We start from the raw sequence: 24,635 nt of genomic DNA, 5'->3' as shown, positions 1-24,635 counted from the left end.
GAAGGCGGGGTATCCAGTAATCCGCAATCTTCGTAATAACCGGGATTCGAGTTTACTGGATCACCCGCATGCGCGGGTGATGACGGAAGCGAGCTTTTGCCCCGCAGTTTCGACACGCCCCTCCCGATCGATGCCGTGCTCGACGAGCTCTCGCGCACGCTGGAGGCGCATCATGCCGCCGTGCTGGTGGCGCCCCCGGGCGCCGGCAAGACCACGCGCGTGCCACTGGCGCTGCTCGATGCTCCCTGGGCCAAGGGCAAGAAGATCATCGTGCTGGAGCCGCGGCGCATCGCGGCGCGCGCCAGCGCCGACCGCATGGCCAAATCACTGGGCGAACGCGCCGGCGAGACCATCGGCTATCGCGTCCGTTTCGGCTCGAAGATCTCGCGCGCGACCCGCATCGAGGTGGTGACGGAGGGCATCTTCACCCGCCAGATCCTCGATGATCCCGAACTGTCGGGCATCGCCGCCGTCCTGTTCGACGAATTCCACGAGCGTTCGCTCGATGCCGACATGGGCCTCGCGCTCGCGCGCGATGCGCAAACCGGCCTGCGCGAGGATTTGCGCATCCTCGTGATGTCGGCAACGCTCGATGGCGCCCGCGTGGCAAAATTGCTCGGCGAAGCGCCCGTCGTCGAAAGCGAGGGCCGCGCCTTTCCGGTCGAGACGCGCTATCTCGGCCGCAAGGCGGACGCGCCGATCGAGCGGCAGATGGCGGATGCGATCGCCTCGGCGCTGCGGGCCGATGCCGGCTCGGTGCTGGCGTTCCTGCCGGGCGCCGCTGAAATCCGCCGCACCCAGAATCTCCTCGGCGAACGCATACAGGATTCCAGCATTGAAATCGTGCCGCTGTTCGGGGCGCTCGACGCCGCCGTGCAGGACCGTGCCATCTCGCCGGCGCCCAAAGGCACGCGCAAGGTGGTGCTTGCGACCTCGATCGCGGAGACCTCGCTGACCATCGAGGGCGTGCGCATCGTGGTCGATTCCGGTCTTGCCCGCGTGCCGCGCTACGAGCCCGACATCGGCCTGACCCGGCTCGAGACCGTGCGCGTCTCGCGCGCGGCAGCGGACCAGCGCCGCGGCCGCGCCGGCCGCACCGAGCCCGGTGTCTGCTACCGGCTCTGGGACGAACCTCAGACAGCCTCGCTCGCGCCCTACACCCAGCCCGAGATCCTCAGCGCCGATCTGTCCTCGCTGGTGCTCGATCTCGCGCAATGGGGTGTCGCCGACCCTGCCGCGCTGTCGTTTCTCGACCCGCCGCCGCAGCCGGCCTGGAAGGAAGCAAAAGGCCTGCTCGCCGAGCTCAATGCGCTTGATGGCGATGGCCGCATCACTGCGGAGGGCAAGAGCCTGCGCGCGTTGGCGCTGCCGCCGCGGCTCGCGCGCATGATCGTGGATTCGCATCGTGCCGGCGAAGGCGAAGCCGCCGCCGAGATCGCCGCCATCATCACCGAGCGCGGGCTCGGCGGCGACAGCGTCGATCTCGAGCACCGGCGGGATCAGTTCCGCCGCGACCGTTCCCCGCGGGCCGCAAGCGCGCGCGACCTCGCGCGGCGCTGGGCCTCGCAGGTGGCGGCGTCAGAGAAGGCGGCGACCGGAGAAGGTGACCTCTCGACCGGCCTGATGCTCGCCTACGCCTTCCCGGATCGCGTCGCGCGCAACCGCGGCAATGGCAGTTTTGTGCTCGCCAACGGTCGAGGCGCTGCGGTGGATCAGACCTCGTCGCTCGCCCGCGCGCCCTATATCGCGATCGGCGAGATGACCGGCACGGCGGCGAGCGGGCGCATTCTGCTCGCAGCACAAATCTCGCAGGACGAAATCGAGCAGCATTTCGCCGAGCACATCGAATCCGTCGAGGAGATATCGTTCGATCGCGGCGCGATGGCGTTGCGGGCGCGGCGCAAGCGCGCGCTGCACGCGATCACGCTCTCCGAGACGACACTTGCCGTATCGCCCTCGGAGGACACCGCGCGCATCTTCGCAGACGGGCTGATCGCCGCCGGCCTCGACCGGCTGCCCTGGTCGAAGGCCGCAAGACAATGGCGCGACCGCGTGATGTTCTTGCGCAAGGCCGAGGGCGACAGCTGGCCCGACCTGTCGGACGATGGGTTGATCGCGCGGCGCGACGATTGGCTGGTGCCGGCGCTCTACGACAAGATCGCGCTGAAGGATATCTCCGCCGGCGATCTCTCCGACGCGTTGATGGCGTTGTTGCCGTGGGAGATGCGCGCGCGGCTCGACCGCGAGGCGCCGACGCATTTCGAGGCGCCGACAGGCAGCGTGCTCGCGATCGACTATGAAGCCGAGCAGGGGCCGACCATCGCGGTGCGGCTCCAGGAATTGTTCGGTCTCAACACCCATCCCTCGATCGCCGCCGGCAAGGTGCCGCTGGTGCTGGAGCTGCTGTCACCGGCGCAGCGCCCGGTGCAGGTGACGCGCGATCTCCCCGGTTTCTGGCGCGGCAGCTACAGTGCAGTGCGCTCCGATTTGCGCGGCCGCTACCCGCGCCATCCCTGGCCGGAAGATCCGGCGAATGCGCTGCCGACCCGCCGGGTCAAGCCGCGCGGGACGTGAGCGTTACGAACACGCATTAACCGTCTGCTCATCCTTTTCGTCAAAATAGCACAGCTCTGGCCGCAGCGTCGCTCGCGGAGTGGCCTGCCGCGTGGTGAAATCGAGCTTCGGCTTCGAGTGGTGTGATGCGTAACATAATGATCTTCGCGGCGATCATGATCGGCCTCGGCACCTTCATGGCGCAGATGGCGGACAGGATGAGCTCCGCTTCGGCGACGTCGGTGCCGCGTACGGTAGCAGTCGCGTCCACCGCGCCGGCCGGCGGCCGCAGCCTCAACATCCCCCGCGACGGCCGCGGCCACTTCCAGACCGAGGGCCGGATCGAAGGCCAGCGCATCGGCTTCATGGTCGACACCGGCGCCTCCGTGGTTGCGCTGAACGAGACCTCGGCCGCCCGTTTCGGCCTGCGTCCCTCGCGCGGCGATTACAACGCCACCGTCTCCACCGCCAACGGCACCATCAAGGCCGCGCGCACCCGCATCGCCATGCTCGATGTCGGCGGCCTAATCGTGCGCGACGTCGATGCCATGGTGCTGCCCGACGAGGCGCTGTCCGAGAACCTGCTCGGCCTCTCCTTCCTCTCCCGCCTCAAGCGCTTCGAATACGCCAACGGTCAGATGGTGCTGGAGCAGTAAAGGTTCTCCCAAAGGCTCCAGCGAGCACATATTTCAAGAAGATCACTATTTCGGCCGCTCTCGCGGCCAGATTTCCCCGTTACCAAACTGCCGCAATTATCATCCATAAGCTGCCATTCCCGCCTTCCGCTGCGGCCCGGCATTCGCTAAGGCTGCATCAAATCTGGCTCTTTTTCACGAGACCGTCTCAATGTTCCCCAAGCCGAAATCCGTGTTGCTGCCCAACACCTATGCCTTCGAATCCGAGCCGATGGTGAAGGCCACGGGCTTTCGCGAATACGACGCGCGCTGGCTGTTCCAGAAGGAAATCAACCTGATGGGAATCCAGGCGCTCGGCATGGGGCTGGGCGCGCTGATCGCGGAGCTCGGCGTCAGCCAGGAGATCGTCACCGGTCATGATTTCCGCGGCTATTCGGCCTCGATCAAATATGCGCTGATCTCCGGCCTGATGGCAGCCGGCTGCAAGGTGCACGACATCGGGCTGGCGGTGACGCCGATGGCCTATTTCGCCCAGTTCGACCTCGACGTGCCCTGCTGCGCCATGGTTACGGCCTCGCACAACGACAATGGCTGGACCGGCGTGAAGATGGGCGCCAACCGCCCGCTGACCTTCGGCCCCGACGAGATGACGCGGTTGAAGGAGATCGTGCTGGGCGCCGAGTTCAAGAACAAGGCCGGCGGCTCCTATCAATTCCACGAGAATTATCCGGCGCGCTACATCGCTGATCTCACCAGCCGTCCGAAGCTCAAGCGCAAGCTCAAGGTCGTCGCGGCCTGCGGCAACGGCACCGCCGGCGCATTCGCGCCGCAGGTGCTGGAGGCGATCGGCTGCGAGGTAATCCCGCTCGACACCGAGCTCGACCACACCTTCCCGAAATACAACCCGAACCCCGAAGACATGGAGATGCTGCACGCGATCCGCGACGCGGTGCTGCAGCACAAGGCCGATGTGGGTCTCGGCTTCGACGGTGACGGCGATCGCTGCGGCGTGGTCGACAACACCGGCGAGGAGATCTTTGCCGACAAGGTCGGCGTGATGCTGGCGCGCGACATGTCCGCGATCCACAAGGATGCGCAGTTCATCGTCGACGTGAAGTCGACCGGCCTGTTCATCACCGATCCGGTACTGCAGAAGCAGGGTGCAAAAACCACCTACTGGAAGACCGGCCATTCCTACATGAAGCGCCGCACCCATGAGACGGGTGCGCTCGCCGGCTTCGAGAAGTCCGGCCACTTCTTCTTCAACAAGCCGTATGGACGCGGCTATGACGACGGTCTGGTCTCGGCGCTCGCGATCTGCGACATGCTCGATCGCGCTGCCGGCAAGTCGATGGCCGATCTCAAGAACGCGCTGCCGAAGACCTGGTCGTCGCCGACCATGTCGCCGCATTGCGCCGACGAGGTCAAATACGGCGTCATCGACAAGGTGGTGAAGCACTTCGAGGGCTTGCAGGCCAAGGGCGCCAAGATCGGCGGCCAGTCGATCCGCGATCTCGTCACAGTCAACGGCGTCCGCGTCACGGTCGGGGACGGCAGCTGGGGCCTGGTGCGCGCCTCCTCCAACAAGCCCGAGCTCGTCGTCGTGGTCGAAAGCCCGGTCTCCGAGCAGCGCATGCACGACATGTTCGAGATGGTGAACAGCGTGCTGCGCACCCATCCCGAAGTTGGCGAGTACAATCAGAAGATCTGAGGCGCGAGGCTAGCCTCACTTGCTGTCATGCCCCGGCTTGACCGGGGCATCCAGTACGCCGTGGCTTATCCGTATCCATCGTCGTCTCTGGAATACTGGATCGCCCGGTCAAGCCGGGCGATGACAGTTTGCGTGTGGTGAGCCCTACGCCGCCACCACCGCCGGGATCGGCAGCGCGGTGACCGACTTGATCTTCTCCATCGCGAAGCGCGAGGTGACGTTCTTCAGCGGCACGGCGCTGATCAGCTTTTTGTAGAACACGTCATAGGCCTGCATGTCCGCGACGACGACGCGCAGCATGTAGTCGACGTCGCCGGCCATGCGATAGAACTCCATCACCTCCGGCATGGCGCTGACGGCTTCGGCGAACTTCTTGAGCCAGGCGTCGGAATGGTCGGAGCTCTCGACCGACACGAACACGGAGATGCCGAGCCCGATCTTGTTCTGGTCGACCAGCGCCACCCGCTTGGTGATCACGCCGTCGGCTTCCAGGCGCTGGATGCGCTTCCAGCAGGGGGTCGAGGACAGGCCGACGCGGTCGCCGATCTCGGCGACGGAGAGGGAGGCATCATCCTGCAGCACCATCAGAATCTTGCGGTCGATGGCGTCGAGGCGGCGGCTGGTCTCGGGGAGCGGGACGGCGAGATCGGTCATTTGAAGAACTTTGTTCCATATCGAGGGTCGATTTCCCTGATATAGAGAAAATCCTTCTATAGCAAGTCTATAATCTCGGCATCCGTCCGAGCGTCGTCCCGCGCGGCATGTTCAAAAGCTCTTCAACTTCAACGCGTTGCGGAGCGGCGAGGCCGCCGCCGTGACGGGTGCATTTCAGCGCCGCGGCGGCTGCGGCGAATTGCAGCGCCTGCCGCACGCCGCCGCCTTCGGCGAGGCGAAGCGTGAAGGCGCCATGGAAGACGTCGCCGGCGCCGAGCGTATCGACGGCCTGAACCGGGAAGGCCGGCGTCTCCTCCAGTGCGCCGCTCTCGTTCAGCCAGATCGTGCCGCGCGGGCCGCGGGTGGCGGCGATGAAGGCGGGCGTGAGCGCGGCCAGGCGCTGCAACGCCTCGCCGTCGTCGGCGATGCCGGCGGTCTCCTGCACCTGTTCGCTGGCGAACAGCAGGTGCGAGGCGGCCGTGAGCAGGCCGTCCTGCAACGACATCGCGCGATCGACGCCGACGATGACGGCGATGCCGCGCCGGCGTGCCTCAGTGCAGAGATCCGTGCAGAACGATGCGCAGCGGCTCTCGACGAGGACCGCCTGACAATCGGCGAGCAGCTTGTCGGCGTCGGGCAGCTCGACTGTCCAAAGGGCCGGATCGCGATAGATCGTGAGCGTTCGCTCGCCCGTCGCGTCAATGATGATGGCAGAGACGGGCGTGGTCGCATCAGGTATGCGCACGATATGGCTTGTGTCGATATTTTCGGATCGCATGCGCTCGAGAATGAAGCCGCTCGACGTCTCCTGCGCATCGCCCATCGGACCTGCGAACGAGACGCGGCCGCCGAGCCGCGCGATGGCGATCGCGGCATTGAGCGCGTTGCCGCCGCAGATCTCCGCGAGATGGCTGGCATTCGCCTTGCTGCCGCGCGCGGGCACGGCCTCGACACGAAAGGTCAGGTCGCGCACGGGAATGCCGATGCAGAGGATGCGCGGCGCGATCACGGAGTGCGCCATCGGCGGTCAGCTCTTGTCGTGCACCCAGCGGCCGAGCAGGTGATGCGCAATCGCAAACGGGTGCGGGCCGGCCAGCCCGTCGGGATGCGTTCGCGTCAGCATCAGAGCGGCCTCCTCACGCGTGAACCAGCGCGCATCCTCCAGCTCGGAGTGATCGACGACGATGTCCTCGCTCACGGCCCGCGCGCTGCAGCCGATCATCAGCGACGACGGATAGGGCCAGGGCTGGGTCATATAATATTGTACGTCGGTGCAGCGAATCCCGGATTCTTCGAGGATCTCGCGGCGCACCGCGTCCTCGATGGTTTCGGCCGCCTCGACGAAGCCGGCGAGGCACGAATACATCCCCGGCGGAAACTGCTTCTGGCGGCCGAGCAGGCATTTGTCCCCGGCGGCGACGTGCATGATCACGACGGGGTCGGTGCGGGGGAAATGCTCGGCCTTGCAACTCGGGCACTCCCGCTTCCAGCCGCCTTCCTTCATCCCGGTACGCGTGCCGCAATTGGCGCAATAGCCGTGGCGCTGATGCCAGCTCACCATCGACTTCGCCATCGCGATCGCCGACAGCTCCTGCGGCGGCACCGCGCCCTGCATCGCCATGCCGCGCAGCTCACTGAGGGCGTAGTCTTCGCGCCCGATCAGCTTCTCGGACGCAGCCTGCGACAGGCCCATCCCGAACATCGCGGCGCCGTCGCGTAAGCCTAAGAAGATTGTGCCGGGATTGGCGCCGCATTTCAGCGCCTCGTCGATTCCGAGCAGCGCGCGCACTTTTTCGCCCTCGCGCTTCACCAGCAGCGAGTCGCGGTAGACCACATAGGCGCGCGAGGCCGGCTTCTGCTCCAGCGCGAACAGCTTTTCGTCATCGCGGCGCAGATGCGCGGCACGGTCGAGAATGTTGGTGACGAAGGCCGGCTGCCCCAGCGGAAACGAGTCGAATGCTGACATGTCTTGTTCTTTCAACCCAACCAGATCTTGCGGCGAAGCGCGCTGATGAAAGTCTGCACCTCTGTGGCGTCGTGCGCCAAGGGCTGCATTACGCCCCAGACCGGCCGCGGCCAGGCGGCGTCACTGGTGCGGCGCGCGATAATGTGGACGTGAAGCTGCGGCACGAGGTTGCCGAGTGCCGCGATGTTGAGCTTGTCGCATTGGGTGATCTCCTTCAGCGCCCGCGAGACGCGGGAGATCTCCGTCATCAACTGCGCCTGCTGCACTTCGTCGAGATCAATGATCTCGACCGCATCCGCGCGTCGCGGCACCAGCAGCAGCCAGGGATAATGCGCGTCCTTGATGACCAATACCTTGGACAGCGGCAAATCGCCGATGTCGATGGTGTCCTCTTTCAGGCGGGAGTGCAGCGACCAGGCGGGTTCGGACATGAAGGTTTCCGGATGGCCCATTGGGAATCGGGCATGGCGGGGCGGAACCCCTGAATATTTGCTCCGACCATACGATACGGAGTGTGATTGGGGAAGGATGAGCCTCCGCAGGGGCCGCATGCACCGTTGTCGTCCCGGCGAAGGCCGGGACCCATACCGCGAGGTCTATCGTTTGCGGTTGGTGCTGATCCCGAACGACCAATCTTCGCAAAACATCCCCCTGTGGCTATGGGTCCCGGCCTTCGCCGGGACGACAGCGAATGTGTGGCGACGTCTTACCCCTCCGCAAGCACGCGCGCATTGGCGCGGACCGAGGCTTCGCTGACGCGAATGCCGAGGCCGGGGCCGTCCGGCACCACGACGTGGCCGCCGCGATTGGCGACGCGCTCTTCCAGCACGTCCTCGGTCAGCACGTGGTGCGGCATGTAGAATTCGCAGCCGAGCGAGATTCCCGGCGTCGCCGCGATCAGCTGCGTCCCGGCGGCGAGCCCGATGCCGCCCTCCCACAGCGTGCCGCCATAGCCCGGCAGGCCGGCGATGTCGGCGATCGCCATGATCGCCTGCGCCTCGAACAGGCCGCCGGCCTTCATCAGCTTGACCGAGACGGCATCTGCAGCCTCGCGGCGCACCACCTCCATCATGTCGCGGCGGTCGAAACAGCTTTCGTCCGCGAGCACGGGCGTCTCAAGCGCCGCGGTGAGCTGCGCCATCACGTCGAGAAATTTGCGCGGCACCGGCTGCTCGATGAAAGTCGGCGCAAACTGCTCGACGTCGCGCAGGATCTTGATGGCGCCGAACGGCGCTAAGGCCTGGTTGTAATCGACCCGCAGATCGACCTTGTCGCCGAACTCGTTACGGATCGCCGCGAGGTGATCGAGATCCTCGCGGTGCGGCTTCACGCCGGTCTTGACCTTGTAGATGACGTTGCCGTCCGGAACCATCTTCCGCATGCGTTCGAGATCGGCGGCGAAATCGGGATCGGCGATCGAGAACGACAGCGGGATCGCGTCGCGCACGCGGCCGCCGAGCAGGTCGGCGACCGATAGTCCCGACGATTTGCCGACGATGTCGAGCAGCGCCATTTCGATTGCGACCTTGGCTTCGGCATGTCCGACCAGCGCGCGATCGAGCTCGGCCATCAGCGCGCGGATGCGGCGCACCGGTTTGCCGAGCACGATCGGGCGCAAATAGATGTCGAACGCGGAGAAGGCCGCTTCCGGCGTTCCCGTGAACACTTCCCACGGTGCCGCCTCGCCCCAGCCGATCACGTCGTCGCTCGACGTCAGTTCGAGCAGCACGCGCTTCACCGTGCCCTTGACGTTGCCGACGCCTTGCAGGCGCGCCATCTTGATCGGGCTTTCGATCAGGAACAGCCTGATGCGTTCGACGGTTGCTTCGGTCATGTCAGGCCTCCATTGACGTGCCAGACCTGGCCGGTGACGTAGGATGCTTTCGGGGAGGCCAGGAAAGCGATGATCTCGGCGACTTCCTCCGGCCGCCCGCGACGGCCCATCGGGATCAGCGCCTCGGTCGCGGCGATCTGCTCAGGTGACAGCCGGCTTTCGCTGGGCCTGTCCTTGACGATGAGGCCCGGCGCGACGGCGTTGACGGTGATGCCCTCCTTGGCGAGCTCGACTGCGGTGAGGCGCACCAGCGCTTCGAGCGCGGAGCGGCTCGCGGCCGTCGCTGCGAAGGGCGCGAACTCCGGCCGGATCGCGTGCGCAACGAACGACGACACTGCCACGATCCGCGAATCCTGCCCCGCACGGAGCAGCGGGAGCGCCGCGTCCACCAACCGTGTGAACGCCAGCGCCGATTCGTCCATCGCCTTGCGGAACTGATCCGCCGGCGTACCGATCGCGCTGCCGCGGCGGGCATGGCCGCCGACCAGGATCAATCCATCGAGTCGGCCGAAGGCGCTTTGTGTAGCGGCGACGGCGTCGGTGACCACGGCCTCCTCGGCGAGGTCGCCGAGGCATTTCGCGACGATCGCGCCTTGCGCTTCGGCTTCCGCCGCGGTGGCGTCGAGGCCGGCTGCGTTGGAGCGCGTGTGCAGCAGCAGCGCGGTGCCGGGCCCCGCGAGCAGTTTTGCAGTGGCGCGGCCGATGCCGCTGGCGGCGCCGGTGATGAGATAGACGCGATTGATTTCGGACATCACGATGCTGCGTTGGCCGGCGGCAATGCGCCGGTTCGGTGGAAATGGCTGAGGAAGGCGCGCGTCGCGGCTTCCTGCGGATGATCGATGACCTGCCGCGCCGGTCCTTCCTCGACCACGACGCCGTCGCGCATGAAGATCAGACGGTCGGCGACTTCGCGGGCAAAGGCGATCTCGTGGGTGACGATCACCATGGTCATGCCCTCCGACGCCAGCTGCTGAATCACCGCGAGCACCTCGCCGACAAGCTCAGGATCGAGCGCGGAGGTGGCCTCGTCGAACAGCATCACGTCCGGCTCCATCGCGAGCGCCCGCGCAATCGCGACGCGCTGCTTCTGTCCGCCGGAGAGCGTTGCCGGATATTGGTCGGCCTTCTCTGCAAGGCCCACTTTCGCGAGTTGGGCCCGCGCCAGCTTCTCCGCGTCAGCCCTCACCATGCGCCGCACGGTGACCGGTCCCTCCATCACGTTCTGGAGCGTCGTCATGTGCGGGAACAGATTGAAATGCTGAAACACCATGCCGGTGGTGGCGCGGAATTTTGCCAGCGTCTTCACATCGGGGAGCTTCGTACCCTCGCCGAACGAAAAGCTCGTGTCGCCAACCCGGACGCTGCCGCCGTCGGGCGTCACCAGGAGGTTGATGCAGCGGAGCAGCGTCGACTTGCCGGAGCCGGACGGGCCGATCAGCGCCACGACACCGCCCTTGGCGACGTCCAGGCTGATGCTCTTCAAAACCTCGTTGCTGCCAAAGCTTTTGCGCAAGCCACGGATCTCGATCTTGGAGGTGTTCTTGGAAGCGTCCTTTGAAGTCTCGCTCATTCGCCGACCGCCAGTCGCTTCTCGCCGCGCCGGACCATGATGGTCAGGGGAATCAGGATGGCCGCATACGCGACCGCGACGGCGGTGTAGGTTTCCAGCGGACGGTAGCTGTCATGGGCGGCGACCTGGCTCTGATAGACCAGATCAGGCACCGCCAGCACCGAGACCAGCGAGGTGTTCTTGAACTGGATGATCGACTGGTTCATCAGCGCCGGGATCATGCGCTTGATCGCCTGCGGCAGCACGATGCGCCGCATGCTCTGTCCGGGAGTCATGCCGAGCGCGGCGCCGGCTTCGGACTGGCCGCGGTCGATCGAAATGATGCCGCCGCGGATGATCTCCGAATAGAACGAGCCGCCATAGAGCGAGAGCGCGAGCGCCGAGGCGGTGATCGGCGTCATCTCGACACCGGCCAGGATCGGCAGCGCGTAGTAGAACCAGATCAGCTGCACCAGGATCGGCGTGCAGCGGAACGCCTCGATGAAGGTGAGCGCGATCAGGCGCACCGCGCGAAAGCGCGACAGGGTGCCGAACGCGCCGAACAGGCCGAAGACGAGCCCGAGCACCACGATGACCACGGTGAAACCGACGGTGACGCCGAGCCCGTTGAGAAAGAGCCAGCGATAGCTCCAGAGGATGCCGAAGTCCCACTGATACATGCGTGCTTAACTCATACCCGAAACTTGTCGTCATGCCCGGGCTTGTCCCGGGCATCCACGTTCTTGGTGGCGCGGGTCAGACGTGGATGGCCGGGACAAGCCCGGCCATGACGTGCGGAGCCTCAGGCGCTCATCACACCTTACAACGACACGCCCGGCGGGATGTCCGCCTCGGTCACGCCCACCAGCTCCATGTTGGTGATGATCGCGTTCCGGATGAAGCCGAGGCCCTTGTTGAAGTCGATCCAGGTGTTGACGTAATCGCGCCAGGTCTTGTCGGTCTCGCGGCGGAAGCCGGCGTTCGAGGTGGTGGCGAAGATTGGCGTCGGCAGCACGAACTGGCCGAGCGAGGGATTCTTCTTCAGCACGGTCAGCGACAGCATGGTGATCAGGCACTGCGCGTCGACGCGGCCGGTCTGCAGCGCGGCGGTGGCGTCGTCGGCGGTCTTCAGCCGCGAGATCTGCGCCTTCGGCGTCAGGCGGCTGACGACCTGGTCGTGCGAGGAGCCCTGGTCGACCGCGATCTTGACGTCGGGCGAGTTCAGCTCGGCCCAGCTCTTCGGCTTGAAGTCCTTCTTGCAGAGGATGCCGAAGGCGTTGTTGAAGACCGGCACCGAGAAGTCGACCACCAGCGCGCGCTTCGGGGTCGGGTTGAGGCCGAAGAAGATGTCGATCTTGTTGGACTGCAGGTCGAGCACCGAATTGCCCCAGGTGGTCTCGGTGATCTCGAGCTCGGCCTCCATGTCCTCGACAAGCGCCTTGGCGATGTCGACGTAAAATCCCTTCCACTGGCCGGTTGAAAGATCCTTCATGTAATAGGGCGCGCCGCCGCCGACCGCGCCGATCCGCATCTTCTTGGTGCGGCGGATGCGGGCGAAGGTCGATTCGTTGGTATCGGCGGTCTGCGCCACGGCCGGGGAGGCCAGCGTCGCCGCAGCCATCGCGCCAAGTCCGACAATCGAAGCAACATCACGACGTGTAACCATTGGGATCAATCGCTTTTCTGTTGGAAGGAGTTCCGGCAGCGTTCTTACCAAGGCGCCTCCGGCAGTGAAAGCACAGCCTATCGGCTGGGCAGGCCGGGAATTGCCCGGATGCTGGGCAAACCATCATGAAGCCCAGCCTGTTCAAGCGGATACCCGCTTGCTTTCCGGTCCTTTTGGCCCCAAATAGGGACCGGGAGATTGGCGGTGGACGAGCCACTCGCCAACCGGGTCAGGTCCGGAAGGAAGCAGCCCTAACGAGGTCCGGATCGGGTCGCTCGTCAGTCTCCTACCTGTTTTCCGAGCGAATTGCGCCGGCGGCTCGGGCCGCCAGCGCGCTCCTTTCCGCAAAAGCCGGCCGAAAGACACTTCATTGCGGATCGACCGATGACCGACGCTGGCGCCCCTCCCAACTCTGACAGCGCCGGCCAGGCCAGCACGCCCTACCGGGTGCTGGCGCGGAAATACCGTCCCTCCAGCTTCGACGATCTGATCGGCCAGGAGGCCGTGGTCCGCACCGTCTCCAATGCGTTCGAGACCGGCCGCATTCCGCAGGCCTGGATTCTCACCGGCGTCCGCGGGGTCGGCAAGACCACCACCGCGCGCATCCTTGCCCGTGCGCTCAACTACGAGATGCGGGATGGCTCGGTGAAGGGCCCGACGGTCCAGATGCCGACGCTCGGCGTGCATTGCCAGGCGATCATGGAAAGCCGGCACATGGACGTGCTGGAGATGGACGCGGCCTCGCATACCGGCGTCGACGACGTCCGCCAGATCAATGACAGCGTCCGCTACGCGCCGGCAAGCGCCCGCTACAAGGTCTACATCATCGACGAAGTCCACATGCTGTCGACGGCGGCGTTCAACGCCTTCCTGAAGACGCTGGAGGAACCGCCGGAGCACGCCAAGTTCGTGTTCGCCACGACGGAGATCCGCAAGGTTCCGGTGACCGTGCTGTCGCGCTGCCAGCGTTTTGACCTGCGCCGCGTCGAGGCCGACGTACTGATGAAGCATCTCGCCAACATCGCGGCCAGGGAAAACGTCGAGATCGAGCCTGAAGCGCTCGGCATCATCGCGCGCGCCGCGGAAGGCTCGGTGCGGGATTCGCTCTCGCTGCTCGATCAGGCCATCGCGCATGCCGCGGGCACCGTGAAGGCCGATGCCGTCAGGCAGATGCTGGGGCTCGCCGACCGCACCCGTGTCATCGATCTTTTCGATTCTCTGGCGCGTGGCGACATCGCGTCCGCGTTCAGGGAGTTCCGCGACCAGTACGACGTCGGCGCCGATCCGATCGTGGTGCTCTCGGATCTTGCCGAGTTCGTCAATTTCGTCACCCGCGTGAAGATCGTGCCGGCGACCGCCGACAACGTCGCCTATGGCGAGACCGAGCGCGTACGCGCACGGGATTTCGCCTCGAAGATCTCGATGCGCGTGCTGTCGCGGATGTGGCAGATGCTGCTCAAGGGCATCACCGAGGTGCAGGCCGCGACGCGGCCCGCGGCAGCCGCCGAGATGGTGCTGGTGCGCATCGCCTATGTTGCCGACCTGCCGACGCCGGACGAAGCGATCAAGACGCTGGAGCAGAACGGCGGCGGTTCGCCGGTCGTGAGCGGCGGCAGTGCCGCGCGCAACGCGCCGGCGGGGCCGGTGGCGTCCGCAGCGCCAGTTCGCATGCCGACATCGTCACCGTCCTCCTTCGGCGGCGGTGGTGCCCGTCCGCAGATGGCAACGCCCGCGCCGGATCCGCAAGCTGCCGCGCCGGTGTTGCGCGTCACGAGCTTCACCCAGCTCGTTGCGCTGGCCGGGCAGAAGCGCGACCTCCTCACCAAGGGCGCGCTCGAAGGCGACATGCGCCTCGTTCGTTTCGAGGAGGGCCGGCTGGAAGTTGCGCTCGAGCCCAACGCCTCCAAGACCATGATTTCCGATCTCGCGCGCAAATTCGAGCTCTGGACCGGGCGCCGTTGGACCGTGATCGTCTCCAACGAGCCGGGCCAGCCGACGCTGCGCTCGGTGAGCCAGGCGGCCAAGCAGGAACATGCGCGCACCGCCGAGGCCGATCCGCGCGTGCGCGAGGTGCTGTCGCGTTTTCCGGGCGCGAAGGTCGTCGAGGTCCGCAGGCTTGCCCCCGAGGCGCCGGAATCCGATATTAACGCCGACTACGGCAGTGACGATCCGCCCGACGGTTCCGACGGCGACGATCTCTAGAGCCAATTTTCCAAGGACAGCACCGATGGTCGATATTTTCGGCATGATGAAGCAGGCGCAGCAGCTGCAATCCAAGATGCAGGAGATGCAGGACCAGCTCGCCAACGTCGAGGTCGAGGGCATCTCCGGCGGCGGTCTCGTCGCTGTGCGCATGACCGCGAAGATGGACGTCAAGGGCGTCAAGATCGATCCTTCGCTGATGAAGGCGGAAGAGCGCGAGGTGCTCGAGGATCTGCTTGTCACCGCGTTCGGCGAGGCCCGCCGCAAGGCGGAAGCCGCCATGCAGGAGAAGATGCAGTCGCTCACCGGCGGGCTCGGCTTGCCGCCGGGGCTGTCGGGGCTGTTCGGCCAGTAATATGGGCGCTGTTGCGGGTCCTGAGATCGAGCGGCTGGTCCAGCTTCTCGCGCGGCTGCCGGGCCTCGGCCCGCGCTCGGCGCGGCGCGCGGCGCTGCATCTGATTAAGAAGCGCGAAGCGCTGATGATGCCGCTGTCCTCGGCCATGCAGGTCGCGCTCGAGAAGGTCCAGGTCTGCAAGACCTGCGGCAACATCGACACGCAAAGTCCCTGCACGGTCTGCACCGATCCGAGGCGCGATCCCTCGATCATCGTCGTCGTCGCCGACGTTGCCGATCTCTGGGCGCTGGAGCGGGCCAATGCCACTCAAGGGCGCTATCACGTGCTGGGCGCGACATTGTCGCCGCTCGACGGCGTCGGCCCGCAGGACCTCACCATCGAGGCGCTGGTCGCGCGCGCGCATGAGGCGCAGGTGCATGAGGTCATCCTGGCGCTGAATGCCACCGTCGACGGCCAGACCACGGCACACTACATCACCGACCTGCTTCAGGACGCCAACGTAAAAGTAACCCGGCTCGCCCATGGTGTGCCCGTCGGCGGCGAGCTTGATTATCTCGATGAAGGTACGCTATCGGCCGCGATGCGGCAGCGTACCCTGTTCTAGACATCCAGACTTACGGAACGGACGATATGACGAAACTTTTCGCCACACGATGGGCTTTGGTTGCGACGATGGCGATGCTGGCGACGCCGGCTATCTCCGCACAGCAGGACGACGGGGCTCCGCCGCCGTCGAAGCCCGGCAAGCCGATCAATGCCGGCGAGGTGCTCTCGGGCGAGCTGAACACGATGAAAGTGCGCGACGTCAAGAACGTCGGCAAGCGGGTTGCGACATACCAGATCACCTCCGAGCCGCGCCGGCTGCCGCCGCCGAGCGGGCTGTGCAATCTCGAGACCGGCCCCGAAACCTTCCAGCTCGTTCCCAGCGGCGACGCGCAGGCCGCACAGCTGAAGACGTTTGCCGGCAAGGAGATCTCGGTCAAGGTCGACGAGATCGCCTGCGCCAGCGATCCCGGCCAGATGAGCGAGGCCGTGATCACGAAGTGGAGCCTGATCAAGAAGCAGTAGGGGGCGCGCGCCACTCTCTCTGTCGTCATTGCGAGGAGCTCTTGCGACGAAGCAATCCAGACTGTCTCCGCGGCGGCAGTCTGGATTGCTTCGCTTCGCTCGCAATGACGAAGGTGAGAGAGCCGGTCTAAACCCTCACCGGCCCCAGCGCATCAAAATGCCCGCGCTTCTGCAGCCAGGCCAGCAGCACCAGGCTTGGGATCGCCACCAGCATGCAGATCACGAAGAACAGCGGCCAGCCAGTCGTATCAGCCACGAAGCCGGCGCCTGACGAGAGATAGGTCCGCCCTACCGCGGCAAGAGCGGTGAGCAGCGCATATTGCGTCGCCGTGTGCAGCGGGTTCTGGCAGAGCGCCGAAAGATAGGCGACGAAGATCACCGTGCCGATGGCGCTGGTGAAGTTCTCACAAGTGATGGCGAAGGCGAGCGCCCATTGGCTGGTGCCGACGAAGGCCAGCCAGGAGAAGGAGAGATTTGCGAGCGCCTGCACCACGCCGCCGATCCAGAGGCTGGTTGCGAGCGAATAGCGCCGCGCGACGAAGCCGCCGGCAAAGCCGCCGATCAGCGTCGCCGCGAGGCCCACGCCCTTCACGATCGCCGCATAGTCGTTGCGGGAGAAGCCGAGGTCGATCACGAACGGCGCGGTCATCGTGCCGGAGAAGGCGTCGGTGAACTTGAACAGCACGACGAAGGCGAGTGCCGCAAGCGCGTCCTTGCGCGTCAGGAATTCCGAGAAGGCTCCGACCGCCGCGTGCAGCACGCGCGCGAACGCGGTTTGCGTCTGCGTCGCGGCTTCCGCCCGCACCGACTGCTCGGGCTCGGTCGCGACCAGCGCCGTGATCGTCCCGATCAGCACCATCGCCGCCATCACCACATAGCCCCACATCCAGGCGGACGTGCGGGTGATGCCGGTGCTCTCGAAGCCCGAGACGATGAACAGCGCGCCGGCGGTCGAGACCAGCATGCCGATGCGATAGGCTGCGACATAGGACGCCATGCCGGCGGCCTGCTCGCTCTCCGGCAGGCTCTCGACACGGAAGGCGTCGACCACGATGTCCTGCGTCGACGAGGCCGTCGCCACCAGCAACGCGCCGAGCGCGACGTAGAACGGCGAGCGCGCGGGATCGGTCAGCGCCAGCAGCAGGATCGCGACGATCAGCAGCAATTGCGAGAACAGCAGCCAGCCGCGCCGCCGCCCGAACGCGCGCGTGAACAGCGGCACATGCATCGCATCCACCAGCGGCGCCCACAGGAATTTCAGCGTGTAGGGCGTGCCGACCAACGCAAACAGCCCGATGGTCTTGAGATCGACGCCGGATTCCCGCATCCACACCAGCAGCGTCGAGCCCGACAGCGCCAACGGCAGCCCGGACGAGAAGCCGAGGAACAGCACGATCAGCACCCGCGGCTGCAGGTAAACGGCAAGGCTGTCACGCCAGGAGGTGGGGGCCGTGCCGGGGCCGGCAGGGGAGGTCGCGTCGGGTGCGGTCATGGGGTGGTGTTAGCAGATTCTGGCGGCGCTGCCTCGGCCTCAAAACTCGTCATGCCCGGGCTTGTCCCGGGCATCCACGTCTCGCTGTCGCTGAAAAAAGTCGTGGATGGCCGGGACAAGCCCGGCCGTGACGACACAATTTCACTCCCCCGCCTGGAGCTTCCGCGGGAACAGTTCGGCAGCGCCGGTCGCTACGAGATGCGGCGCTTCCGGCGCATCGCTCTTGCTGAAATCGAGCTCCTCGATGCGCCCGGCGCGTTTCTCGATCTTGTCGGCGGAGATCAGCACCTGCCGCACGTCCTCGTTGGCGTCGGCAAAATGCTTCTGGAGCTTCAGCACGCGATCGCGCAGGCGGCCGAGGTCGTCGCCGAGCTTGATCACCTCGGTGCGGATCTGGTCGGCGGCGTCGCGCATGCGCGCGTCCTTCATGATCTGCTGCATCACCTGGATCGCCAGCATCAAAAGCGACGGCGACACCAGCACGACACGGGCGCGATACGCCTTCTGGATGACGTCGTCGAAACCGTCGTGGATCTCGGCGTAGACCGATTCCGACGGCACGAACATCAGCGCCATGTCCTGGGTCTCGCCGGCGACGAGATATTTCTCGGCGATGTCGCTGACATGCTTCATGACATCGCCGCGCAGCCGCTGCGTGGCGATGCGCTTCTCCTCGTCGGTGCGCGCGTCATGCAGCGCGGTCATCGCTTCCAGCGGAAACTTCGCGTCGATGCAGAGTGGCCGCTGGTCGGGCAGGAACACGACGCAGTCCGGACGCTTGCCGGTCGAGAGCGTGAACTGGAACTCGTAGGCGCCCTTCGGCAGACCATCCTGGACGATCGCTTCCATCCGCGCCTGACCGAAGGCGCCGCGCGACTGCTTGTTGGCGAGCACATCGCGCAGGGTCGTCACCTGCGTGGTGAGGTCGGTGAGGTTCTTGTGCGCGCTGTCGATGATGCCGAGCCGCTCGTGCAGCGCGCGCAGGCTCTCCATGGTGTTGCGGGTGGTGTGCTCCATGGACTGGCCGACGCGGTGGGTCACCGAATCCAGCCGCTCGTTGACCGCGCGTGCCATGTCGGCCTGGCGGCCGGCCAGCGTCTGGGTCATGGCGTCGACCCGCCCCGAAGCCTCGCTCTGGGCATGCAGCATCTGGCTGATGCGCTCCTCGAGTTCGTCGGCGCGGATGGCATTGGCCATCGCGAGTTCCGCCCCGTGCCGCCCGGAGCGCGCGATCACGACGGCGATCACCACCATCAGGATGAGGACCAGGGCACCGAAGCCGATCAGCGCGTCCACGGTGCGCACCGGCCAGTCGCCGAGCATGAAAATGATCTCGTTCATGCCCCTGCTTCTAGCCGATTCGCTCGGCGGCACGAACGAATAGCGAACATTTAATGTAAATGCCCCGTTAATTTTTATGGTTAACGAAACCCGAAGTTTTATGGTTAGCGGAGGGTTAACGGGGTTCCCGGCCGGATTGACCGCATCGAACGCGCGGCTTAAATCGCGGCCATGGCCCTCAGAGAAATCATCATCCTGCCCGACAAGCAGCTGCGTCTGGTCTCCAAGCCGATCGAGAAGGTCACGCCGGAGATACGAAAGCTTGCCGACGACATGTTCGAGACCATGTACGACGCGCCCGGCATCGGGCTCGCGGCGATCCAGATCGCGCGGCCGCTGCGGCTGATCACCATGGACCTCGCCAAGCCCGACCAGGACGGCGAGACCAAGCCCGAGCCGCGCGTCTTCATCAATCCGGAAATCATCGCCTCCTCCGAGGACCTGTCGGTCTACGAGGAAGGCTGCCTCTCGATCCCCGAATATTACGAGGAGGTCGAGCGCCCCGCGAAGGTGCGGGTGCGCTACACCGATCTCGACGGCAAGGTGCACGAGGAGGACGCCGAAGGCCTCTACGCCACCTGCATCCAGCACGAGATCGACCATCTCAACGGCGTGCTGTTTGTCGACTATCTGTCAAAGCTCAAGCGCGACCGCGTGCTGAAGAAGTTCGAGAAAGCCGCCAAGCGCGCGGAGTGAGCCGGGTTCTCTCTCGTCCTCATGGCCGGGCTTGACCCGGCCATCCACGCCTTGCTTGCTTTGTCGCCAAGACCGTAGATGCCCGGGACAAGCCCGGGCATGACGGAGAAACAAGCCTTACCGAGCGCCGCCACATGCCCCTCCGCCTGATCTTCATGGGCACGCCCGATTTCTCCGTGCCGACGCTGCTCGAGCTCGTCGCGCACGGCCACGAGATCGTGGCCATGTATACGCGCGCGCCCAAGCCCGGCGGCCGGCGCGGCCTGCAATTGCAGCCGACCCCGGTGGAAGAGGCCGCGCGAAAGCTTGGCGTGCCCGTGCTGACGCCGAAGACGTTGAAAACGCCGGAGGCGCTGGAGGAATTCCGCGCCTTCGACGCCGATGCCGCCGTCGTCGTCGCCTATGGCATGATCCTGCCGCAGGCGATCCTCGATGCGCCAAAGCTCGGCTGCTACAATCTGCACGCCTCGCTGCTGCCACGCTGGCGCGGTGCAGCTCCCATCAACCGCGCGATCATGGCCGGCGATGCCGAGAGCGGCGTGATGGTGATGAAGATGGATGTTGGCCTGGACACCGGTGACGTCGCCATGGCCGAGCGTCTCGCGATCACGGACAATATGACGGCGCTCGATCTGCACGATCGTCTGTCCCGGCTCGGTGCCGATCTGATGGTGCGCGCCATGGCCGCGCTCGATCGCGGCGGGCTCCAACTCAAGAAGCAGAGCGAGGACGGCGTCACCTATGCCGCCAAGATCGACAAAGCCGAAGCGCGGATCGACTGGACCAGGCCCGCGCGGGAGGTGCTGCGTCATATCCACGGACTGTCGCCGTTTCCCGGCGCCTGGGCCGAGCTTGAGAATGCGCGGGTCAAGATCCTGCGTTGCGAGCTGGCGAAAGGCGCGGGCGCACCCGGCGAGGTGCTCGACGATCACCTCACCATCGCCTGCGGCGAGGGTGCAATCCGTCTGATCGAGCTCCAGCGCGAAGGCAAGGCACGCATGCAGGCCGCGGATTTCCTGCGCGGCGTGCCGTTGAAGCCGCCGATGCGGCTGGCCTGATGCCCCGCTACAAGCTCATCATAGAATATGACGGCGCGCCGTTCTTCGGCTGGCAGGTGCAGGAGACGCTGCCCTCGGTGCAAGGCGCGCTGGAAGCGGCGGTGAAGGCGATGACCGGCGCGGATGCGCGCGTGCACGGCGCCGGGCGCACCGATGCCGGCGTGCATGCGCGTGGCCAGGTCGCGCATGTCGATATCGACAAGCAGTTTCCGCCGGGCCGTTTTCGCGACGGCTTGAATGCGCACTTGCGCCCGCATCCGATCGCCGTGCTCGAGGCGGACATCGTGCCTGATAGTTTCGAAGCGCGCTTCTCGGCCGTGAAGCGCCACTACCGCTACCGCATCGTCAACACCCGCGCCAATCTCGCGCTCGATGCCGGCCACGCCTGGCGCGTGCCGCGTCGGCTCGATGCCGACGCGATGCATGCGGCGGCACAGCGCCTGCTCGGCAAGCACGATTTCACCACCTTTCGCGACACCGAGTGCCAGGCCAGGTCACCGGACAAGACGCTCGATCAGCTCGACGTGCTGCGCGACGGGCGCGAGATCATTATTCTCACCTCGGCGCGCTCGTTCCTGCACAGTCAGGTGCGCTCCATGGTGGGGTCGCTGATGTGGGTCGGTGAGGGCCGCTGGACCGCCGACGATCTCTCCGCAGCGCTCGCCGCGCGCAACCGCGCCGCCTGCGGCATCGTCGCCCCGCCGGACGGGCTGTATCTGATGCAGGTGGATTATTAGAATGCGAGGCTGGAAACTCTCGCGACGCCCACCGCTGTCATTCCCCGCGAAGGCGGGGAATCCAGTACGCCGCGGCCTCTCGGATCAATGACTGCTGTCTCGGATTACTGGATCGCCCCGGTCAAGCCGGGCGATGACAGCGGAGGGTTTGGCGGCAATCGCGCCCTACGCAAAATACCTCGCCAAAATCCCGCGATACACCTTGGTTAGCTGCTCCAGATCCTGAACCGGCACACGTTCGTCGACCTGGTGCATGGTCTGGCCGACCAAGCCGAATTCGATTACCGGGCAATAGCTCGAGATGAAGCGCGCATCCGAGGTGCCGCCTGAGGTCGACAGCTCCGGCTTGCGGCCCGTCACCTCCTCGATCGCGGACACCGCGAGTTCGGTGAACGGTCCGGGCTTGGTCACGAACACGTTCGAGTTCGAAGGCTCCCAGACGATGCGGGCGCGGATGCGGTTGCCGCAGGCTTTTGTCAGCCGCGTCTCGACCAGCTCGCGCAGGCTCGCCTGGGTGTGGTTGTCGTTGTAGCGAATGTTGAATCTTGCGCGGGCTTGTCCCGGGATGACGTTGTTGGCGGTGTTGCCGACGTCGACCGAGGTGAATTCGAGATTGGAGGCCTGGAACTGCGCGCTGCCATGGTCGAGCGGCTCGTCCGAGATCGCCACGATCAGCCGCGAGATATCAGGCACCGGATTGGCGGCGCGGTGCGGATAGGCGACGTGGCCCTGCACGCCGTCGACATACAGCGTGCCGGATTGCGAGCCGCGGCGGCCGACCTTGATGGTGTCGCCGAGCGTCTCGACATTGGAGGGCTCGCCCAGCACGCAATGATCGAACTTCTCGCCGCGCTCCGCCGCCCATTTCAACAGCTTGATGGTGCCGTTGATGGAGACGTCTTCCTCGTCACCGGTGATCAGGAACGAGATCGAACCCGAGCCCGATTTATGGCCGTCGCTGCGCGGCTTGCCGTCGTTCGCGGCGAGATGCTCCAGCACCGCGGCGACCGAGCAGGCGATGCCGCCCTTCATGTCGACCGCGCCGCGGCCATGCAGAAAGCCGTCTTTCACCTCGCCGGAGAACGCGCCGACGCTCCAGGCGCTCTCGTCGCCCGGCGGCACCACGTCGGTGTGGCCGGCAAAGGTGATGTGCGGCCCGTCAGTGCCGATCCGCGCATAGAGATTGTCGACGTCGGCGGTGCCGGGCTCGCTGAAGGTCACGCGCTGGCATGTGAAGCCTGCCGCATTGAGGGCTTTTTCAAGCACACCCAGCGCACCGGCATCGGCCGGGGTCACCGAGGGGCAGCGGATGAGATCGCGGGCAATCGAGAGAGCATCGGTCATGCGCCCCGCTTAACATGCATGCCGCCGGGTGGGCTAGCACTGGGCGGGACAAATTCGATCTCGCTCTGCTGGTCCCAGCTTTTCGCCGCAGGCGGGGCGGGCGCGGAGCCATCCTCAACGTCGGCCAATGGATCGGGGCCGAACCGGTTGTCGCCGGAGGTGCCGGGCACAATGAACATTTCCACGAGGCCCCAAAACCACGGAATGTGCATGGCCCAGGCGAGGGCAACAACCCAGTTGGATTCGGTGGGCAGCAGGTCCGAGAACTGGTCGAACAACGCGGGTACGACGAAGAACGGAACCAGCCACCAGCCGCTCCGGTCGCGATCGTGCAGCCGCTTGGTCGCGGTCGCGAGATAGATCCACAGGAATAGCGAGCTTCCGAGCACCTTGAGGATGAGGGTCGCGCGATCGGTCGTTGCCAGCAGACGATAGGCCCTGGGATCGACCACGTTGAAGATGTCGTCGACACCGAAATCGAAGTCGACCTTGAAGTTGAAGGCGAAAGTCGCGGCCCCGTTCAGCACCTTGATGGCCTGGTCGATCATCCCGAGCATGCAGGCCAGCACCATGACGATCAGCAGCGCTTGCCATAGCAAGGCGCGATTGATGCGGCCGTCGAAGCGGAAGAGATACCAGGTCCAGTCCATGCCAAAGGCTCCGGGCGGGAGAGGTCGCCCGGATGTTGGTCGCGGTGGGGGGAGGGTGGGTTCGACGGAGCTGCCAGACCCGTCATCCTGAGGTGCGAGGCCTGCGGTGCAGAGCACCGCAGGGGGAGCCTCGAAGGATGAGCGGCCACGATTCAGCCGGCAGCCGGGCCGTCGCCCTTCGAGGCTCGCCGAAGAGGCGAGCACCTCAGGGTGACGGTGAGAGAGTTAGACTTTCAATCCCGCAGCAGCTCGTTGATGCTGGTCTTGGAGCGCGTGCGCTCGTCGACGCGCTTGACGATGACGGCGCAGGCGGTGCTCGGGCCGATCTGGCCGTTCTTCATGGGCTTGCCGGGCAGCGCGCCGGGAACGACGACCGAATACTCGGGCACTTCGCCGATAAAGATCTCGCCGGTGTCGCGGTCGACGATCTTGGTCGAAGCACCCAGGAACACGCCCATCGACAGCACCGCGCCCTTGCGCACGATCACGCCTTCGGCGACCTCGGAGCGCGCGCCGATGAAGCAATCGTCCTCGATGATGACAGGCTCGGCCTGCAGCGGCTCGAGCACACCGCCGATGCCGACGCCGCCGGAGATGTGCACGCGCTTGCCGATCTGCGCACAGGAGCCGACGGTGGACCAGGTGTCGATCATGGTGGATTCATCGACATAGGCGCCGAGATTGACGAAGGACGGCATCAGCACGACGTTGCGGGCGATGAAGGCCGAGCGGCGCACGATGGAGCCGGGGACGGCGCGGAAACCGGCGTCGCGAAAGCGGTTCTCACCCCAGCCGTCGAACTTCGAGGGCACCTTGTCCCACCAGGCCGCCTTGCCGGGGCCGCCGGGAATGGCGCCCATGTCGTTGAGGCGGAACGAGAGCAGCACCGCCTTCTTCAGCCACTGATTGACCTTCCACTTGCCGTCGGCCCCGCGCTCGGCAACGCGGGCCTCGCCCTTGTCCAGAATCTCCAGCGCGTGATCCACGGCGTCGCGGACCTCGCCCCTGGTCGAGGTCGAGACGCCGTCGCGCGCGTCGAAGGCGCCGTTGATGGTGGATTCGAGAGCGGACAGGGACATCGGGATTTCCTCAGAGGCGGGCGGGAATTTGCGGTGATTTGGAGC

The 24,635-nt window shown here is 65.7% G+C and carries 24 protein-coding genes and 1 other RNA gene; 11 read left to right on the top strand and 14 right to left on the bottom strand.

Going from position 1 to position 24,635, the window contains the following annotated elements:
- The first annotated feature begins 96 nt into the window (after positions 1-96).
- The 3 genes from hrpB to IVB48_RS34480 all read left to right on the top strand — a co-directional run bounded on the left by hrpB (position 97) and on the right by IVB48_RS34480 (position 4,899).
- Positions 97-2,574: an ATP-dependent helicase HrpB gene (hrpB, locus tag IVB48_RS34490; protein ID WP_247407259.1), complete on the top strand. Its 2,478-nt coding sequence runs from the start codon at positions 97-99 to the stop codon at positions 2,572-2,574.
- 125 nt (positions 2,575-2,699) lie between these two features.
- Positions 2,700-3,209 carry a TIGR02281 family clan AA aspartic protease gene (locus tag IVB48_RS34485; protein WP_247357668.1) on the top strand — a complete coding sequence of 170 codons (510 nt, stop codon included), beginning with the start codon at positions 2,700-2,702 and terminating at the stop codon, positions 3,207-3,209.
- Between the two features lie 190 nt (positions 3,210-3,399).
- Complete coding sequence (locus IVB48_RS34480; RefSeq protein ID WP_247407256.1) at positions 3,400-4,899, top strand: phosphomannomutase/phosphoglucomutase; 1,500 nt, start codon at positions 3,400-3,402, stop codon at positions 4,897-4,899.
- Between the two features lie 144 nt (positions 4,900-5,043).
- On the opposite strand, the gene IVB48_RS34475 is transcribed toward IVB48_RS34480, so the two are convergent.
- From IVB48_RS34475 to IVB48_RS34435, 9 genes are all read right to left on the bottom strand, one after another.
- Positions 5,044-5,553 (bottom strand): Lrp/AsnC family transcriptional regulator, encoded by a 510-nt coding sequence (locus tag IVB48_RS34475; protein WP_007604670.1) that lies wholly within the window; start codon positions 5,551-5,553, stop codon positions 5,044-5,046.
- A 67-nt stretch (positions 5,554-5,620) separates the two neighbouring features.
- Positions 5,621-6,574, bottom strand: a complete 954-nt coding sequence (locus IVB48_RS34470) for a sugar kinase (RefSeq protein ID WP_247407254.1) — start codon at positions 6,572-6,574, stop codon at positions 5,621-5,623.
- Between the two features lie 6 nt (positions 6,575-6,580).
- Entirely contained in the window at positions 6,581-7,519 is a 939-nt protein-coding gene (nudC, locus tag IVB48_RS34465; protein ID WP_247357670.1) for an NAD(+) diphosphatase, read from the bottom strand.
- Between the two features lie 11 nt (positions 7,520-7,530).
- The gene (locus IVB48_RS34460) at positions 7,531-7,950 is read right to left on the bottom strand and encodes an HIT family protein (protein ID WP_247285423.1); all 420 of its coding nucleotides are present in this window, start codon (positions 7,948-7,950) and stop codon (positions 7,531-7,533) included.
- 275 nt (positions 7,951-8,225) lie between these two features.
- Positions 8,226-9,353, bottom strand: coding sequence for a muconate cycloisomerase family protein (locus tag IVB48_RS34455; RefSeq protein ID WP_247407252.1), 1,128 nt, complete (start codon positions 9,351-9,353; stop codon positions 8,226-8,228).
- Positions 9,350-10,105 (bottom strand): SDR family oxidoreductase, encoded by a 756-nt coding sequence (locus IVB48_RS34450; protein WP_247407248.1) that lies wholly within the window; start codon positions 10,103-10,105, stop codon positions 9,350-9,352. The genes IVB48_RS34455 and IVB48_RS34450 overlap by 4 nt, the downstream gene beginning before the upstream one ends.
- Positions 10,105-10,923, bottom strand: coding sequence for an amino acid ABC transporter ATP-binding protein (locus IVB48_RS34445; RefSeq protein ID WP_247407238.1), 819 nt, complete (start codon positions 10,921-10,923; stop codon positions 10,105-10,107). The genes IVB48_RS34450 and IVB48_RS34445 overlap by 1 nt, the downstream gene beginning before the upstream one ends.
- A complete protein-coding gene (locus tag IVB48_RS34440; RefSeq protein WP_247285426.1) occupies positions 10,920-11,582 on the bottom strand; it encodes an amino acid ABC transporter permease in 663 nt (220 codons plus the stop codon). The genes IVB48_RS34445 and IVB48_RS34440 overlap by 4 nt, the downstream gene beginning before the upstream one ends.
- A 140-nt stretch (positions 11,583-11,722) precedes the next feature.
- Positions 11,723-12,568 carry a transporter substrate-binding domain-containing protein gene (locus IVB48_RS34435; RefSeq protein WP_247407236.1) on the bottom strand — a complete coding sequence of 282 codons (846 nt, stop codon included), beginning with the start codon at positions 12,566-12,568 and terminating at the stop codon, positions 11,723-11,725.
- A 193-nt stretch (positions 12,569-12,761) separates the two neighbouring features.
- Between IVB48_RS34435 and ffs the strand changes: the two genes are divergently transcribed.
- The 5 genes from ffs to IVB48_RS34410 all read left to right on the top strand — a co-directional run bounded on the left by ffs (position 12,762) and on the right by IVB48_RS34410 (position 16,193).
- Positions 12,762-12,858, top strand: an RNA gene (gene ffs, locus IVB48_RS34430) — signal recognition particle sRNA small type.
- Between the two features lie 94 nt (positions 12,859-12,952).
- Complete coding sequence (locus IVB48_RS34425) at positions 12,953-14,770, top strand: DNA polymerase III subunit gamma/tau (RefSeq protein ID WP_247407233.1); 1,818 nt, start codon at positions 12,953-12,955, stop codon at positions 14,768-14,770.
- A gap of 25 nt (positions 14,771-14,795) precedes the next feature.
- Entirely contained in the window at positions 14,796-15,125 is a 330-nt protein-coding gene (locus tag IVB48_RS34420) for a YbaB/EbfC family nucleoid-associated protein (RefSeq protein WP_007597704.1), read from the top strand.
- 1 nt (position 15,126) lies between these two features.
- Positions 15,127-15,729, top strand: a complete 603-nt coding sequence (recR, locus tag IVB48_RS34415; protein ID WP_007604678.1) for a recombination mediator RecR — start codon at positions 15,127-15,129, stop codon at positions 15,727-15,729.
- 26 nt (positions 15,730-15,755) lie between these two features.
- Positions 15,756-16,193 (top strand): hypothetical protein, encoded by a 438-nt coding sequence (locus IVB48_RS34410; RefSeq protein ID WP_247407230.1) that lies wholly within the window; start codon positions 15,756-15,758, stop codon positions 16,191-16,193.
- 127 nt (positions 16,194-16,320) lie between these two features.
- Here the strand turns inward: IVB48_RS34410 and IVB48_RS34405 are convergent, their stop codons facing one another.
- Together IVB48_RS34405 and rmuC are read right to left on the bottom strand one after the other, a co-directional pair.
- The gene (locus IVB48_RS34405) at positions 16,321-17,685 is read right to left on the bottom strand and encodes an MFS transporter (RefSeq protein ID WP_247407228.1); all 1,365 of its coding nucleotides are present in this window, start codon (positions 17,683-17,685) and stop codon (positions 16,321-16,323) included.
- A gap of 141 nt (positions 17,686-17,826) precedes the next feature.
- Positions 17,827-19,026, bottom strand: a complete 1,200-nt coding sequence (rmuC, locus tag IVB48_RS34400) for a DNA recombination protein RmuC (RefSeq protein ID WP_247407225.1) — start codon at positions 19,024-19,026, stop codon at positions 17,827-17,829.
- A gap of 171 nt (positions 19,027-19,197) precedes the next feature.
- Here rmuC and def point away from each other — a divergent pair, with 171 nt between their 5' ends.
- The 3 genes from def (at position 19,198) to truA (ending at position 21,517) form a co-directional block, all read left to right on the top strand.
- A complete protein-coding gene (def, locus tag IVB48_RS34395; RefSeq protein ID WP_027565796.1) occupies positions 19,198-19,722 on the top strand; it encodes a peptide deformylase in 525 nt (174 codons plus the stop codon).
- A 134-nt stretch (positions 19,723-19,856) separates the two neighbouring features.
- Positions 19,857-20,780, top strand: coding sequence for a methionyl-tRNA formyltransferase (gene fmt / locus IVB48_RS34390; RefSeq protein ID WP_247407222.1), 924 nt, complete (start codon positions 19,857-19,859; stop codon positions 20,778-20,780).
- The gene (truA, locus tag IVB48_RS34385) at positions 20,780-21,517 is read left to right on the top strand and encodes a tRNA pseudouridine(38-40) synthase TruA (protein WP_247407219.1); all 738 of its coding nucleotides are present in this window, start codon (positions 20,780-20,782) and stop codon (positions 21,515-21,517) included. Before fmt ends, truA begins: the two co-directional genes overlap by 1 nt.
- A gap of 165 nt (positions 21,518-21,682) precedes the next feature.
- Here truA and dapE read toward each other — a convergent pair whose 3' ends face one another.
- From dapE to dapD, 3 genes are all read right to left on the bottom strand, one after another.
- Positions 21,683-22,861: a succinyl-diaminopimelate desuccinylase gene (dapE, locus tag IVB48_RS34380; RefSeq protein ID WP_247407216.1), complete on the bottom strand. Its 1,179-nt coding sequence runs from the start codon at positions 22,859-22,861 to the stop codon at positions 21,683-21,685.
- The gene (locus IVB48_RS34375; RefSeq protein ID WP_247407205.1) at positions 22,858-23,511 is read right to left on the bottom strand and encodes a DUF805 domain-containing protein; all 654 of its coding nucleotides are present in this window, start codon (positions 23,509-23,511) and stop codon (positions 22,858-22,860) included. Before IVB48_RS34375 ends, dapE begins: the two co-directional genes overlap by 4 nt.
- Positions 23,512-23,744: 233 nt before the next feature.
- The gene (gene dapD / locus IVB48_RS34370) at positions 23,745-24,590 is read right to left on the bottom strand and encodes a 2,3,4,5-tetrahydropyridine-2,6-dicarboxylate N-succinyltransferase (protein ID WP_247407202.1); all 846 of its coding nucleotides are present in this window, start codon (positions 24,588-24,590) and stop codon (positions 23,745-23,747) included.
- Positions 24,591-24,635 lie beyond the last annotated feature (45 nt).

The sequence above is a fragment of the Bradyrhizobium sp. 76 genome (assembly GCF_023073025.1).
Taxonomy (GTDB): Bacteria; Pseudomonadota; Alphaproteobacteria; order Rhizobiales; family Xanthobacteraceae; genus Bradyrhizobium.
This window is presented reverse-complemented; position numbering and strand designations above follow the sequence as displayed.